Genomic DNA, 14,218 nt, shown 5'->3' with positions numbered 1-14,218 from the left:
GTTTCATTCCGCTTTGGCTGCGTCTAAATCGTAATCGTCTCACCGATCTTCGGCAATGCCACCTTCACGCCGGATCCTTCCAGGCCCGCCTCGAACTTATCGGCGGTCGGATCGATCATCGGAAACGTGCCGAAGTGACAGGGAACCACGGTTTCGAATTTGAAGAAGCGGCGGCAGGCGAGCGCGGCCACCGCACCGCCCATGGTGAAGCGGTCGCCGATCGGCACGATGCCGATCTTCGGTTCATGCAACTCGTTGATCAGCGCCATGTCGGAAAAGATGTCGGTGTCGCCCATGTGATAGAGCGTCCGGTCTTCCGGGAAATGCAGGACGAGGCCGCCCGGATTGCCGAGATAGGTGTTCTGGCCGCCATCGCCCGGGAACGATGAGGAGTGCAGCGCCTGGACAAAGGTGGTGGTGAAACCGCCGCAATCGACGGTGCCGCCGATGTTGCCCGGGTTGATCTTCTTGTCGCTGGCGCCCTTGCCCACCAGGTACATGCAGATTTCGAAATTGGCGACCAACTGGGCGCCGCTTTTGCCCAGCACTTCCAGCGCGCCGCTGATGTGGTCGCTGTGACCGTGCGTCAGCAGCACATGCGTGATGCCCTCGGCCGGCCCTTCCCAGCCGCCCGTCCAGGACGGATTGCCGATCAGATAGGGGTCGATGAGGATCTTGGCGTCAGCGGTTTCGATGCGAAACGCCGAGTGGCCGTACCAGGTCAATTTCATGAATGCTTTCCTCGATTTTTGCCTTGCCAAAGGATAGAACGCCGATAGCCCTGAGATCAAAGGGTTACTGTGTCCGTTGTGTGTCTGAGAGAACACATGGCGGTGAAGGGCGAAGGACGGCCATTGGGCATTATCACGATCGAGGAATTGCCGGCGCGGCTTGCCGGCGGCAAGACGCTGGCAGGGCTTGACCTCGGCGACAAGACGATCGGCGTCGCCGTCTCGGACCAGAGGTTCTCCTTTGCCCATCCGCGCCCAGTCATCATGCGAAGGAAATTCTCGCTCGACGCTGTCGTGCTGCTAGCCCTGCTGCAGAAGGAGAATGCCGGCGCGGTGGTGATCGGACTGCCGATCAACATGGACGGTTCGGAAGGGCCACGCGCACAGAAATCGCGCGCCTTCGTCCGCAACATGGCGCAGGTGAGCGACCTGCCTTTCGTGCTCTGGGACGAAAGGCTATCGACGGTAGCGGCCGAAAGGACGCTGATCGAAATGGATTTCTCGCGCCGCAAACGCGCCGGCAAGATCGATTCGGCGGCAGCCGCGTTTATTCTGCAGGGAGTTTTGGACCGGCTTCAGTCGCTCCACGCATCCGCTCGAACGGAACCGGACCCGCCCAGCGCCGCTTGATCCAGCCGGCGATCTCGCGGCGGCGGCGAAACGCCCACAGCGCCATCAGCAGAAACCCGTCGAAGACACAGGCCTTTGCCACCATGCCGGGGATGGTCGCCGGATCGATACCGAGCATCTGGCCATAGAGCTGGAAGACGAAGTCGTGCAGCCGCCGGCTCAGCATGACATAACCGAAGTTCATGTCGTTGAGCGACAGGTAGAACCAGCCCCAGAACAGCGCCATCGGGGCTGCCCACAATGCGAAGATGTAACGCATCAGCGGCCTCCCCTGGGATTCGGGCCCGTCCGGCCCGATATGAGCGAAAGCAGCGAATTGTGGGCCGCGGCCTCGGCCATGGCGTGCGCGGCGACGCGGATCTCGCCATCGCCCTGAGCAACCGCCGCAACGGACCGTCGCTCGGCAAGCATGGCGACATAGGATGCCAGAAGTGCCGCCAGCTGCACCGCCACAACCATGAACAGCCCGCTGATGCCTTGCGCGGCGCCGCCGACGACGATCAGCGACAACACGCCGGACGCGGAGATGAAAGCGATGCGGGCGACGCTGTCGACACCCTGGCTGGTCGCGTCATTGATCAGGGTTTCGACAAAGGCCCAGAAGAACAGCACAGCGACGACCAGCAAGGCGGTGGCGAGCGGGGCCACGACTATGGCGTTGTCGAGGTCGATGAAGCGAGTGCCCTCGATGGTGGCACCCAACACACCCAGCGCTGCAGCAACACCACGGTTTCCGTCGATGCATATGAACGCAAGCAGGGCGAAAACGATCGCCCAGTGCAAGGCCAGAAAAGAGGTCAGTACATGTCGCATCGCCATTCCTGCTTCGCAAAGCAGGGATTTGGCCAATTTGAACCATTCCTTGCTCTCGCCGCGACAGTGGGCTTTGCCGCTCGTCACCGCAACGGAAACCATTTGTTAAGGTTAACGGCGATTAGTGACGCGCGTGTGGGGGCTCGCCGACGCCTCAAAATGATCGATGGCGCCACTTTTTTGCGATCTTGAAAACTCAATTCACAGGCGGATAGAGCGTGTCGATGATCATGCGCGCGTCATGACGCGAATCGAGCATGCCATAAGTGTTGCGCCACTGGCCGGCGAGCCGCGTCTCGACGAACGCGTCGGCGATTCGCCCTGCCCCCAGCCGACGCAATTCCGCCGCCGCCGCCGATAGCGCCAGCTGTTCGGTAAGCAGCCGGGCCGAGCCGTCGTCGGTCGCGGCAACCTGCATCGCCGCCTTCAGCACGCCGATCGTGCCACGCCCGCCGGCGCCGAGGTCACGGTCGATACCGGCCAGCACATCCTCGAACAGGCCGGGCGCGCGCCCGAGCACGCGCAGCACGTCGAGCGCCATGACATTGCCGGACCCTTCCCAGATCGCATTGACCGGGGCCTCGCGATAGTAGCGGGCGAGCGGCGCCTCCTCGACATAGCCGTTGCCGCCGAGGCACTCCATCGCCTCGTAGAGCAAAGGCGGCGCGATCTTGCACACCCAGTATTTGACGACCGGCGTCATGGCGCGGGCGAATGCGGCTTCGCCGCGATCGCTCGCCGCCTCGTCGAAGGACCGCGCCAGCCGGAACGACAGCGCGGTGGCGGCGGCGACATCGAGCGCCATGTCGGCCAGCACCCGCTGCATCAGCGGCTGCTCGATCAGATTGGCGCCGAACACCTGTCGATGGCGGGCATGATGAACGGCTTCGGCAAGACCTGCACGCATGATCGCCGAAGATGCGACCGCACAGTCGAGCCGGGTCAAGGTCACCATGTCCATGATCGTCTTCACGCCCGCACCCGGTTCGCCGACCATCTCGCCGATGGCGTTGACGAATTCCACCTCGGAAGAGGCGTTCGAGCGGTTGCCGAGCTTGTCCTTCAGCCGCTGGAAACGGAAACCGTTGCCCGAGCCGTCGCCGAGAACGCGCGGCACGAGGAAGCAAGACAGCCCCTCCGGCGCCTGTGCGAGCACCAGGAACGCATCCGACATCGGCGCCGACATGAACCATTTGTGCCCCGTCAGGCGATAGAACCCGCTACCGACGCGTTCCGCCCTTGTCACATTGGCGCGCACATCCGTGCCGCCCTGCTTCTCGGTCATGCCCATGCCGAGCGTCAGCCCGGTCTTTTCGACCGGTGGCTTCTGGCCCTGGTCGTATTTGCGCGTCGTCACCCGCGGCGCCCATTCGCGAAACAGTTTTGGGCTGGCCATCAACGCCGCCAGGGAAGCATTGGTCATGGTGATCGGGCACAGATGCCCGGTCTCGAGCTCCGCTGTCAGATAGAAACGGGCAGCGCGGACCTGGTGGCGGCGGCCAATCTCGGCGTCGCCGTTTTCCCAAACCGAGGAATGCAGCCCATTGGCCACCGAGCGGCGCATCAGGGCATGATAGGCGGGATGGAACTCGACCACATCGATGCGCCGCCCCTGGCGGTCATGCGTCCTGAGCTTCGGCGTCTCGGCATTGGCGAGACGGGCTAACTCCTGCGCCTCCTGCGTCAGCACGAAACGGCCGAGCCCGTCGAGGTCCTTGCGCACCGGATCGGAAAAGCGCTCCGCAAGCTGGATCAGCAACGGATCGCCCCGCCAGGCGTTGCCGCCCGTCAGCGGCGGCGGCTGGTTCGTCACGTCGTCGGTCACGCCCAATCCTTTTATCGGGAGAAAGGTCCCTATCGTCAGAAAACCACGAATCCGAGGCCATCGGCTAGATATAGCCCAAGCCATACAAGGCGCACGATGAAAATACCGGGGAGAACAGCTCCAATCCAAAGCTGCCGCTTGCAGCCGCAAAATCTCCACCCTATAGCAACGCCTTGAGATGACCGACGCTTCGTCCCTGCCACTCTACCCTCACCGCCATCTTCTGGGCATCCGCGATCTTTCCCCCGCCGACATCGAGCTTCTGCTCGACCGGGCGGACCGCGCTGTCGCGATTTCACGGCAGTCCGAGAAGAAAACTTCGACGCTGCGCGGCCGCACCCAGATCAACCTCTTCTATGAAGCTTCGACGCGCACGCAATCGTCGTTCGAGCTCGCCGGAAAGCGGCTCGGCGCCGATGTCATGAACATGTCGGTGGCGAGTTCATCGGTGAAGAAGGGCGAAACGCTCATCGACACGGCGATGACGCTGAATGCCATGCGGCCCGATATCTTGATCATCCGCCACCAGTCAGCGGGCGCTGCCGCCCTTCTGGCGCAGAAGGTCGGCTGCTCGGTGGTCAATGCCGGCGACGGCGCGCATGAACACCCGACACAGGCTCTGCTCGATGCGCTGACCATCCGCCGCGCCAAGGGTCCGCTGTCGAAGCTGATCGTGGCGATCTGCGGCGACATCCTGCACTCGCGCGTGGCTCGCTCCAACATCATGCTGCTCAACGCGCTCGGCGCGCAGGTGCGGGTCGTTGCACCGTCGACCCTGTTGCCCAGTGGCATTGAGAAAATGGGCGTCATCGTCACCCGCTCGATGGCCGAAGGCCTCAAGGGCGCCGACGTGGTGATGATGCTGCGCCTGCAGCGCGAGCGCATGGAAGGTGCCTTCGTGCCTTCGGTGCGCGAATATTTCCGCTATTTCGGCCTCGATGCCGAAAAGCTGAAGGCCGCCAAGGACGACGCGCTGGTGATGCATCCCGGCCCGATGAACCGCGGCGTCGAGATCGCCTCAGAAATCGCCGACGGCCCGCAAAGCGTCATCCAGGAACAGGTCGAGATGGGCGTTGCCGTGCGCATGGCGGTGATGGAAGCGCTGCTCGACCCGCGTCGCAATCAAGAGGGCCGCAATCAAGAGGGCCGTGGCGCATGAGCATAACGGTCTTTGAGCGCGCTCGCATTGTCGACCCATCGCGCGGTGTCGACGAAGTCGGCTCCGTCATCCTCGATGGCCGCAAGATCGTCGCCGCCGGCAAGGCAGCGCTGAACCAGGGCACGCCCGGGGGTGCGACCGTTATCGACTGCGCCGGCAAGGCGATCATTCCAGGCCTGATCGACGGCCGCGTCTTCATCGGCGAGCCGGGCGGCGAGCATCGCGAAACCATCGCTTCGGCCAGTGTCGCTGCGGCGGCCGGCGGCGTCACCTCCGTCGTCATGATGCCCGACACCGATCCGGTGATCGACAATGTGGCGCTGGTAGAGTTCGTGCTGCGCACCGCCAAGGACACCGCAAGCGTCAACGTCTTTCCGGCGGCGGCGATCACCAAGGGCCTCGACGGCCGCGAGATGACCGAGTTCGGCCTCTTACGCGAAGCCGGCGCCGTCGCCTTCACCGACGGCCGCCACACCATATCGAGCGCCCTGGTTATGCGCCGCGCGCTGACCTATGCGCGCGACTTCGGCGCCACCATCGTGCATGAAACGCAGGACGCGGACCTCGGTTCGTCCGGCGTCATGAACGAGGGCCTATACGCCAGCTGGCTCGGCCTTTCCGGCATTCCGCGTGAAGCCGAATCCATCCCTCTCGAGCGCGACCTTGCGCTGGCACGGCTGACGCGCGGTTCGTACCATGCGGCGAAGATCTCGACCGCGATGGCAGCAAACGCCGTGACGCGGGCGAAAGTCGATGGCGCGACCGTGACATCGGGCGTGGCGATCCACAATCTGTCGCTCAATGAAAACGATGTCGGCGAATACCGCACCTTCTTCCGCCTGACCCCGCCGTTGCGCGCCGAGGAAGACCGGCTGGCCATGATCGAAGCGGTCAGGGACGGCACCATCGACATCATCGTCTCCTCGCACGATCCGCAGGATGTCGACACCAAGCGCCTGCCCTTTGCCGATGCGGCGGCCGGCGCCATCGGGCTCGAAACCCTGCTGGGAGCGGCATTGCGGCTCTACCACAATGGCGATGTGCCACTGCTCAGGCTGATCGAGACGCTATCGACTGCGCCGGCGAGATTGTTCGGCCTGCCTGGCGGCACGCTGAAGCCGGGGGCGATTGCCGATCTTGCGCTGGTCGATCTGGACGAACCCTGGATCGTCGCCGAGAGCGGCATTCGCTCGCGTTCGAAAAACACCTGTTTCGAAGGCGCGCGGTTGCAGGGCAAGGTCTTGCAAACGCTGGTGGCGGGCCGCACAGTGTTCTCAATCTGAGCCGGCCACCGCGCACCGCGCCTGATCCGGCCATTCTGGGGGAAATGCGGGGGAAACAATGACTTACAGCCTCATCCCGGCGCTGGTGTTCGGCTATCTCCTGGGCTCGATTCCCTTCGGACTGCTGCTCACCCGCGCGGCCGGCCTTGGCGATGTGCGCAAGATAGGCTCGGGCAACATCGGCGCCACCAATGTGCTGCGCACCGGCAACAAGGGGCTTGCCGCCGCGACGCTGCTGCTCGACGCGCTGAAGGGCACCGCCGCCGTGTTGATAACAGGCCATTTCGCCCCTGAATTGGCGATTTGGGCCGGTCTCGGCGCCTTTCTCGGTCATCTCTTCCCGGCATGGCTGGGCTTCAGGGGCGGCAAGGGCGTCGCGACCTATCTCGGCGTGCTCATTGGGCTTGCCTGGCAGGTGGCGCTGATCTTCGCCATCGTCTGGCTGGTGATGGCCTTCCTGTTCCGATACTCCTCACTGGCAGCGCTGACGGCGGCCATTGTCGTGCCGATCGCCCTCTATTTCCTGAGCACGCCGCAGATCGCCGCCCTGTTCGTGGTGATGAGCATCATCGTCTTCATCAAGCACAGGGAAAACATTTCACGCCTGCTTGCCGGCACCGAGGGCAAGATCGGAGCCAAGACGTGAGCGAACCCGCCGCCGGGCCGCGCCTCAGCGACCGGCAGCGGGTGAGCTGGCTGCGGCTGATCCGCACCCAGAATGTCGGTCCGGCCTCCTTCCGCGATCTGATCAACCGCTTCGGTTCTGCCGAGGTTGCGCTGGAAATCCTTCCGGAATTGATGATTTCGGGCGGCGCCAACCGCATCGCCCGCATCCCGTCGATCGCCGAAGCCGAGGCCGAATTGGAAACAGCCCGAAAGGCCGGCGCGCGCTTTGTCGGCATCGGAGAGCCCGACTATCCACCGCTGTTGCGCAACATGGACCATCCGCCGCCACTGTTGGCCGTCAAGGGAAATGCCGCCGTGTTCCGGCTGCCGGGGGTCGCCATCGTCGGTGCCCGAAACGCATCGCTGGCCGGCATCAAGATGGCGCGCATGCTGGCTGCCGAACTCGGCCGCGACGGCTACGGCATCGTCTCGGGACTGGCCCGCGGCATCGACACGGCGGCGCATCAAGGCAGTCTGTCGACCGGCACGATCGGTGTGCTGGCCGGAGGGCTCGACCTGCCCTATCCGCCCGAAAACGCCGGCTTGTGCGAGGAAATTGCCGAGCGCGGCGCCGTCATTTCGGAAATGCCGTTCGGCTGGCAGCCGCGCGCCCAGGATTTTCCGCGCCGCAACCGCCTTGTCGCGGGCGCGGCCCTTGGGTTGGTGGTGGTCGAGGCAGCGCAGCGCTCTGGATCACTGATCAGCGCCAGGCTTGCCGGCGAAATGGGCCGGCTGGTCTTCGCCGTGCCGGGCTCGCCGCTCGATCCGCGCGCCGCCGGCACCAACGGCCTGCTCAAGGACGGTGCCACCCTGGTCACCGAGGCCTCGGACATTTCCAGGGCGATCTCGCCGCTGACCGGTTTGCGGGCGCCGGATGTGCCGCCGTTTCAAGACCCGCCCGACTTCTCGGTCACGCCGCCGCCCGGCGAAAGCGACCGCGCCCGCGTCATCGAGGCGCTTGGCCCGACGCCGGTGTCGGTCGACGAGATCATCCGCCACACCGGCCTGCATCCGGCCCAGGTCTTCATGGTGCTCCTGGAACTCGACCTCGCCGGCCGGCTCGAGCGGCATGACGGCGGACATGTTTCGCTGGTGTTCGAAGGTCGCTGAAGGGCAGCGTCGATCCCCGACCCGTTCGACGTTCGTCACCGCATGCAGGTAGCCCTACACAAAGTCCAGCGTATTTGGATTGCCCCGCTCACGCCTGAAACGATCCGCCCAATCGAAGCTGATTGAGTCTCGCTGTTGCTGGATCACGATGCTGGTCGAATCCGGGCTGCGTTGGAGCGTCACACCCATCATGTCCGCGACGTGACGGATGGCATCCAGGGGATCCGCGACTATCGACTCGTATTCAAGCCTGAGAGGATCAATCCCGGTCCGGGCAAAGAACATCTCCCAACGCGCCCTCTCCCGAACCAGCGCATCGAGTTGCCTCTGGATCAGCTCGGCATCGAAAACCGTTTCCTGGCTCACCGGTTGAGTAGAGCGGTATTGACCGGTTTGGAGGGCCCTCGCCCAGGATATTGCCTGACCGAGAAGGTCCCGCCTTGATAGAGAGATAAACCGAAGATTCGGAAGCGCGTCGAACCAGCCTATTTCGCTTGAGATCCAATCATGCTGGTGGGCAAAGATTTTCAGACCATAGATACGATTGGCGGTTGCGCCCATGGTGAGAATTTTTTCGACCTGCCCTGCCACATCTTCGGGAAAATTTGGATCGTCGAAAAAGCGGCGTCCCCTCCAATTGAAATACTCGAGCGGATGCCCGAGCATTCCGGTGCTGCTGAGATGCTGGCACAGGTAATTGCTGCCGGACCTTGGCGATGTGCAAATTGAATAGCCACGAACGCCACCAGACAACTTCAACCTCGCCCCCGAGCCCGACGAAACATTTTTCTTATAAAAAGCGGCATCATGCCGTTGTAGAGCCGTTTGCTCTCATTGACGAAATTTGAAAGGCGCGACAGCTCCCCGTCAATTCGATGCAATGCAGCCCGACTGTCCTGGGTCGCGCTGTTGAGGGAAGCAGAACCATCAGCGACAGAGCTTGAAAGGCTGGATAGCTGCCCTTCAAGGCGATGCAATCTCGCTTGGCTATCATGGGCCACGTTGTGGAGCGAAGCGGCGCTGTCAACGACAGCGCTTGAAAGGCCGGATAGCTGCCCTTCAAGCCGATATAGTCGGGCCTGGCTATCATGGGCCACGTTGAGGAGCGCATCGGAGCCAAAGGATTTGACCCGTTCGCCAAGGTCCGTCAGTGCTGCGGCACCACTCTCCAAGGTTTTCGTGTTCGACCTGAGCAGATCGAGAAGCGTCGCCTGTTCTGAAGAATCACGCCAGGCACCGCCAATTTCGTTGGCGACACTGAACCATCTGCGGCGTTCGCGCGAAACGCCTATCTCCTCGATCCAGGATGCGGTGGCGAGCGATCGCTCATCGTCCGTCGTTTGGACATTCGTCTCAATGGCCTGACTGTAGGTGCGAAGATGCTCGTTGATGAAATGCTCGGCACCCGCCACCTTTCGAAAGTATGCACAGACCTCCGCGGCGTCGTCAGCGTCGAATTTTGACAACGCCTCCATCAGGTTTTCGACAGTGGTCGGCCTGGTCAGAAGGCCGACGCCGAGGTTCATTCGCCGCCATGCCTCCATGTTTGCCGTGTCGAGCAAACCGGCGAAACCACGAGCGTCGCAGACCACGACCGAGCATCCCACTGCTGCGGCTTCGATGGCCATCCGGGCGGTTGCGAACACGATATCGTATTGCAGCAGATCCTTTTCGAGTTGATGTGAAAACCGGCCCGTGGCGGGTCCCAACTCATCCAATTGCATATTGCTCCTGGCGCAGGCTTCGCGCACCGCTTGCTGATGCTCGAAATTCTTGGTCAGCAGAAGCCCCTTCAAAGGCTTCGATGGCAGGGGCGGACGCTGTTTGAAGCGTTCAAGGTCAATTGCATTGTAGATGAGGTCCAATCTGTCCGCCGGCACACCCCGCGACAGGCATTTGGCCTTGCACGCTTCGTCGACCGCGATCCAGCGGCGTATCTGCGGATGAAGCATCGGGGCTTCGACCTCGAAGAAAGCGCTGTGGCAGGAAAACACCGCTGGTACATCGGGAAAACGCGCCAGCGCGGTCAGGCAAGGCGTCAAATGCTGTGCGTGAATTATGTCGGGCTTTTCGACGATCTCGGCAATTCGGTCCACCACATGGTGTCCGCGCAGGCGCATTCGATCGGCCATCTCGCCAAGCGTTGGAGCCAGCAACATGGTTTGATGACCGCAGCGGCGAAGCCCGTCGGCCAGCAATTCAACAACGGCTTCGGTACCGCTATTGTACGACACGAACAGATTGGTGATGAGAACCCGCAAATGCCGCCTCCTTAGCTGTTTCACAACCTCCGCATTGGCGGCGAGGATAACAGATGCTAGGCAGCGTTCTTAGTTTGAAGGCATCGGCCAAACAAGTTGCACAAAGATGGCCGGGGCCAACTCGATGTGGGAAACCCTTCGATGCCTGCCGCCTTGATGCGGTCTAAGGCGGATGTATGCCGAAACCTGGATTGGAGCCGTTTTTTGCCTGAAAAGTTGCAACATGTGCTGATCCTTGCCCATCCGGGGCATGAGCTCAGGATCCATCACTGGCTTGAGCTCAAGAAACCGCGAATCTACCTTTTGACGGACGGTTCAGGCGGACGCCATTCTTCCCGAACCCAATATTCACGCGACTTGGTAGAAGCTGCCGGCGCGACCGCAGGCGCGGTGTTCGGCGATATTCCCGACGCCATCTGGTATAAAGCGCTGTTGGCCAGGGATAGTGGCGTCTTTGCCGATGTGCTGACGAGAATCAGCGCCGATCTGTCTCACATGCATGAGGTGCAAATCGTCTCGGACGCGGTCGATGGCTACAATCCGATGCATGATCTGGCCTTTGCATTCGGCAATGCCCTCAAAAGGCGTCTGCAAGGCACGAAGCCGGGCCGCAAGCAGCTTTGCTCCGCCGCGGTTCCCAACGTGCCGGGAGCTGTCGAAGTGGAAATCCAACTGGATTCGGCTGCTCGCGCCAGAAAGATGGCTGCGGTCCAAGCCTATACGCCATTGGCCGATGAAGCCCGCCAGATTTTGGAACGGGATCCGCAATGCTTTGACCGAGAACTTCTCATCTCGCAGCAGTTTGACTGGGATGCGCCCTGGACGCCCGAATGGGAGCGCATTGGCAAAGACCGCGTGGCCAAGAAGATCTACGACAGGTGCATCACCTTTAAGGAAAATGTGCAGCCGGTTGCGCAGCAACTGATGTCGGAAAGCACCCGAGAGCACGCGTCGCGGGAAGTCGAGCTTCTGCCTTCCGGCGCCTAGGCGCTGGACCTCGACCACTATCTGCGCTGATCTGAAAACAATGGTGAGCGCGATGGGATTCGAACCCATGACCTACTGATTAAAAGTCAGTTGCTCTACCGGCTGAGCTACGCGCTCCCGCGGGCTCGAAACGCTGCCCTCGAAATTGCGCGGAACATAGGGAGAGTGCCTCGACCGGTCAACCGGAAAAAGAGCATGGGCAAGCCAAGCTTTCCCGGCACTGCGATGTTGTCTGCCTGGCCGCTTCGAGCAGGGCATCAAGGGCCGTCCGGAGCAGCCGAACGAATGGGCTCCAGGCCATCGTCAAGCCAGAGAAACATTATAAATCAGCAGCTTGATATTTTAACGCGGAACTATTGCCGGGCTCGCCCGTTCTCCCAGCACAAGGGACGTCAATCACCCTTTCGAAGGAGAAGAACAGTGAACAAGATCGTATCGGGTATACTGGCGACCACTTTGTCAGTTTCGTTTGCCGCGGCTGCCATGCCGGCTAATGCGGCTCAGATGTTCGTGCCACAGGCATCGGACTCGTCGTCGAATATTCTGAATGTCGGAGAGTCCCGCTACGGCCCTTCGCAGTGGCGTCATAACCGACATTTCAACCGCAACTTCAGCAACCGCGATTTCGGCAACCGTCGCAACTTTGCCCGAAACAACGACGGCGGCGTCTATTGGAATGGTCATCGCGGCTACCGCGAATACCATCGCGGCTATCGTCGCCATGGCGACAACTGGTTCCCGCTGGCTGCCTTCGCCACCGGCGCCCTGATCACCGGCGCGATCATCAACAGCGAGAACAACCGCGTCTATGAAGGCAACTCGCATGTGCAGTGGTGCTATGACCACTATCTTCTCTTTTGGGGCTGGGTTTGTCAAGCAAAGGGATCCTCACCGTGGCATACCATGCGCGGCGTTGGTCGTGGTGTTGACGGCTGATGCGTAAACGGCTTCGATGCGCCGGAGATGATGAGTGCCCGCCAGGGGTCTGGCTTCTCTTCGAAGTCGGCGCGCGACCGCTCCATGATCGGGTCGGATGGAGAGGCATCTCAATCTTTTTACCGAAACTGTCAGTCTGACCTGACGTCCAAGCCCGCCTCGAGATTGCCTACCCACTCGTCCCTGAACGGGACCTCTATCCGCGCGGCGACGCGGAACCCTTAATTCGATCTCTCAGGCGGCATTGGCCTCCCAGCGATAGGGTGTGTTGTCGACCCACATCCGATGCAGGATGATCGCCAGACGCCGCGCCACCGCCACGGTAGCCTTCGCCATACCTCGCCGGCGAGCGACGGAGAGACCCCACGCCTTCAGTGGCGAACTCCGCTTCGAGATACGCAGAAGAATCCCGGCGGCTTCAACCAATACCCATCGAATCCCGGCATCGCCGCACTTCGAAATGCCCCTATCCTGGTCGATCTCGCCGGATTGATAGCGCGAGGGCGTCAGTCCGAAGTGGGCTGGAACGGAGCGCGATCGGCTGAACCGCGCCGGTTCGTCGACGCCGGCTCGGAAACTCAGGGCGACCATCGGTCCGACACCGGGGGCAGTCATGAGCAGTTTGCAGGTGTCGTCGCTCTCGGCCAGCCGTTCCATTGCCTTGTGTAGGCGYTGGAACTGCTCTCTCAAAACGCGGCGGACTTCCAGCAGGGGGTCGATCACCAAGTGCAGATGCGGGGATTGTTCGAGCAACTCGATAATGCGCCGCTCGAACTGCAGCCGGGTTACGGCTCCGACCTTGAGGCCAAAGTTGCGCAGCAGGCCTCGCAGGTTGTTCTCCGCATCGAGAATCTTCGTCTGCACGAACTTGCGCGCAGTGAGCAGCATCCGGATCTCCTGGCTCCGGACGGTCTTGACATGAACCGGCTTGTAGAGCCCGACGCGCATCATCTGCGCGATGCCGCGGGCATCGTTGCGATCGGTCTTGTTGATCCGCCAATCGCGTGAAGCAGGGCGCCGATCGCCTCCAGCTCGGTCTCCACCTTGCTCTCTCGAATGAGTTTGCCACCCGTGTCCATTACGCAGACGCTGGTGGTGCGAACGGAAACATCAAGACCGACGAACAGTTCCATGGCAGACCTCCTGACCGGTTGAACTGTTGGAGCCTGCCCGGAAGACCGACCTCCCGCTACTCCCATGCAGGGAGGCCGCCGGAGCCCCAATCATCCGATCTTTTTGTTGTGGTGGTCGCAGACGAAAAACCCGCTGCCGAACGGGGAATGGCAGCGGGTTTATCTGAGCTAACCTTGGGGGAGGAGTTAGCTGGGTACCGGCATCGCATCTTGGGAGGAGTAGATGGCCGATAGCTGATAAAGTACCGGCTGCAGTACGTCGCCGCAATTGTGCGAAGGTCTTGCTGCCTAAACGAAGGTTTAGGTTTAGCCCCCACTTCGATGGGGTTTCATGCCGCCATGTTGCTATCCATGTTGCTATCGCGATTCCCGCAACCATTACCAATCGTTACAAATCAATGGCTTAGGTTGCTAACGCTACACGGGCCTAGCAACATGATTTTTGGGGCATTTGGCAGCTAAGTGTTTGAAATTGGTTGGCTGGGGTTCCTGGAAGCTTTTCGAACTTTCTGGGTCGCGCCTCAGCCCGAGTTGCGGGTGCTTATGGACAAAGTAGGATACTAGATTCGGCTTTTGATAGTGCGGAAGGCATCGACTTCCTGAGTTCTCTGCGGTCTGAACGGCAACTTTGCGCCCAATGGTAGTCGTTCCGACTAGTGGTACAGTTTCCTAAAAGCGGACGCT

General features: G+C 61.6%; 13 protein-coding genes, 1 tRNA gene and 1 pseudogene. 7 read left to right on the top strand and 8 right to left on the bottom strand.

Annotation, left to right across the window (positions count from 1 at the left end):
- Nucleotides 1-23 precede the first annotated feature (23 nt).
- Nucleotides 24-731, bottom strand: coding sequence for a metal-dependent hydrolase (locus AC1D08_RS29900; protein ID WP_095091835.1), 708 nt, complete (start codon nucleotides 729-731; stop codon nucleotides 24-26).
- Nucleotides 732-854: 123 nt separating this feature from the next.
- On the opposite strand from AC1D08_RS29900, the gene ruvX reads away from it, so the two are divergent.
- The gene (ruvX, locus tag AC1D08_RS29895) at nucleotides 855-1,361 is read left to right on the top strand and encodes a Holliday junction resolvase RuvX (RefSeq protein WP_457150868.1); all 507 of its coding nucleotides are present in this window, start codon (nucleotides 855-857) and stop codon (nucleotides 1,359-1,361) included.
- Here the strand turns inward: ruvX and AC1D08_RS29890 are convergent.
- The 3 genes from AC1D08_RS29890 to AC1D08_RS29880 all read right to left on the bottom strand — a co-directional run bounded on the left by AC1D08_RS29890 (nucleotide 1,279) and on the right by AC1D08_RS29880 (nucleotide 3,999).
- Entirely contained in the window at nucleotides 1,279-1,620 is a 342-nt protein-coding gene (locus AC1D08_RS29890; protein ID WP_457150867.1) for a DUF6105 family protein, read from the bottom strand. The two genes, ruvX and AC1D08_RS29890, sit on opposite strands and share 83 nt — an antisense overlap.
- A complete protein-coding gene (locus AC1D08_RS29885) occupies nucleotides 1,620-2,174 on the bottom strand; it encodes a hypothetical protein (RefSeq protein WP_457150866.1) in 555 nt (184 codons plus the stop codon). Before AC1D08_RS29885 ends, AC1D08_RS29890 begins: the two co-directional genes overlap by 1 nt.
- Nucleotides 2,175-2,370: 196 nt before the next feature.
- On the bottom strand, nucleotides 2,371-3,999 hold the full coding sequence (locus AC1D08_RS29880; RefSeq protein ID WP_457150865.1) for a DNA alkylation response protein: 1,629 nt from the start codon (nucleotides 3,997-3,999) through the stop codon (nucleotides 2,371-2,373).
- A 178-nt stretch (nucleotides 4,000-4,177) separates the two neighbouring features.
- On the opposite strand from AC1D08_RS29880, the gene AC1D08_RS29875 reads away from it, so the two are divergent.
- The 4 genes from AC1D08_RS29875 to dprA are packed head-to-tail and all read left to right on the top strand — an operon-like array spanning nucleotide 4,178 to nucleotide 8,217.
- Nucleotides 4,178-5,158 carry an aspartate carbamoyltransferase catalytic subunit gene (locus AC1D08_RS29875; RefSeq protein WP_095091837.1) on the top strand — a complete coding sequence of 327 codons (981 nt, stop codon included), beginning with the start codon at nucleotides 4,178-4,180 and terminating at the stop codon, nucleotides 5,156-5,158.
- Nucleotides 5,155-6,441: a dihydroorotase gene (locus tag AC1D08_RS29870; protein WP_457150864.1), complete on the top strand. Its 1,287-nt coding sequence runs from the start codon at nucleotides 5,155-5,157 to the stop codon at nucleotides 6,439-6,441. Before AC1D08_RS29875 ends, AC1D08_RS29870 begins: the two co-directional genes overlap by 4 nt.
- Nucleotides 6,442-6,499: 58 nt before the next feature.
- Nucleotides 6,500-7,087: a glycerol-3-phosphate 1-O-acyltransferase PlsY gene (gene plsY / locus AC1D08_RS29865; RefSeq protein WP_457150863.1), complete on the top strand. Its 588-nt coding sequence runs from the start codon at nucleotides 6,500-6,502 to the stop codon at nucleotides 7,085-7,087.
- Entirely contained in the window at nucleotides 7,084-8,217 is a 1,134-nt protein-coding gene (gene dprA, locus AC1D08_RS29860) for a DNA-processing protein DprA (RefSeq protein ID WP_457150862.1), read from the top strand. The genes plsY and dprA overlap by 4 nt, the downstream gene beginning before the upstream one ends.
- A gap of 54 nt (nucleotides 8,218-8,271) precedes the next feature.
- Here the strand turns inward: dprA and AC1D08_RS29855 are convergent, their stop codons facing one another.
- Nucleotides 8,272-8,970 (bottom strand): Stf0 family sulfotransferase, encoded by a 699-nt coding sequence (locus AC1D08_RS29855; protein WP_477424811.1) that lies wholly within the window; start codon nucleotides 8,968-8,970, stop codon nucleotides 8,272-8,274.
- Between the two features lie 2 nt (nucleotides 8,971-8,972).
- Nucleotides 8,973-10,478, bottom strand: coding sequence for a glycosyltransferase (locus AC1D08_RS29850; RefSeq protein ID WP_477424714.1), 1,506 nt, complete (start codon nucleotides 10,476-10,478; stop codon nucleotides 8,973-8,975).
- 141 nt (nucleotides 10,479-10,619) lie between these two features.
- Between AC1D08_RS29850 and AC1D08_RS29845 the strand changes: the two genes are divergently transcribed.
- Complete coding sequence (locus AC1D08_RS29845) at nucleotides 10,620-11,465, top strand: hypothetical protein (protein ID WP_457154337.1); 846 nt, start codon at nucleotides 10,620-10,622, stop codon at nucleotides 11,463-11,465.
- 41 nt (nucleotides 11,466-11,506) lie between these two features.
- On the opposite strand, the gene AC1D08_RS29840 is transcribed toward AC1D08_RS29845, so the two are convergent.
- Nucleotides 11,507-11,582, bottom strand: a tRNA-Lys gene (locus AC1D08_RS29840).
- A gap of 303 nt (nucleotides 11,583-11,885) precedes the next feature.
- Between AC1D08_RS29840 and AC1D08_RS29835 the strand changes: the two genes are divergently transcribed.
- The gene (locus AC1D08_RS29835; RefSeq protein WP_477424712.1) at nucleotides 11,886-12,401 is read left to right on the top strand and encodes a BA14K family protein; all 516 of its coding nucleotides are present in this window, start codon (nucleotides 11,886-11,888) and stop codon (nucleotides 12,399-12,401) included.
- Between the two features lie 234 nt (nucleotides 12,402-12,635).
- Here the strand turns inward: AC1D08_RS29835 and AC1D08_RS29830 are convergent.
- Nucleotides 12,636-13,534: pseudogene (locus AC1D08_RS29830) on the bottom strand (IS110 family RNA-guided transposase).
- Nucleotides 13,535-14,218 lie beyond the last annotated feature (684 nt).

The sequence above is a fragment of the Mesorhizobium sp. P2_E6 genome (assembly GCF_056403835.1).
The sequence above is the reverse complement of the archived record's forward strand: the minus strand, read 5'-3'. Positions and strand labels throughout refer to the sequence as shown.

What these genes read in the sequence shown, in the direction of transcription:
- AC1D08_RS29875 (WP_095091837.1), top strand. Translation starts at nt 4,178, where the DNA reads ATGACCGACGCTTCGTCCCTGCCACTCTACCCTCACCGCCATCTTCTG.
- AC1D08_RS29845 (WP_457154337.1), top strand. Translation starts at nt 10,620, where the DNA reads ATGCCTGCCGCCTTGATGCGGTCTAAGGCGGATGTATGCCGAAACCTG.
- AC1D08_RS29900 (WP_095091835.1), bottom strand. Translation starts at nt 731, where the DNA reads ATGAAATTGACCTGGTACGGCCACTCGGCGTTTCGCATCGAAACCGCT.
- AC1D08_RS29890 (WP_457150867.1), bottom strand. Translation starts at nt 1,620, where the DNA reads ATGCGTTACATCTTCGCATTGTGGGCAGCCCCGATGGCGCTGTTCTGG.
- AC1D08_RS29885 (WP_457150866.1), bottom strand. Translation starts at nt 2,174, where the DNA reads ATGCGACATGTACTGACCTCTTTTCTGGCCTTGCACTGGGCGATCGTT.
- AC1D08_RS29870 (WP_457150864.1), top strand. Translation starts at nt 5,155, where the DNA reads ATGAGCATAACGGTCTTTGAGCGCGCTCGCATTGTCGACCCATCGCGC.
- plsY (WP_457150863.1), top strand. Translation starts at nt 6,500, where the DNA reads ATGACTTACAGCCTCATCCCGGCGCTGGTGTTCGGCTATCTCCTGGGC.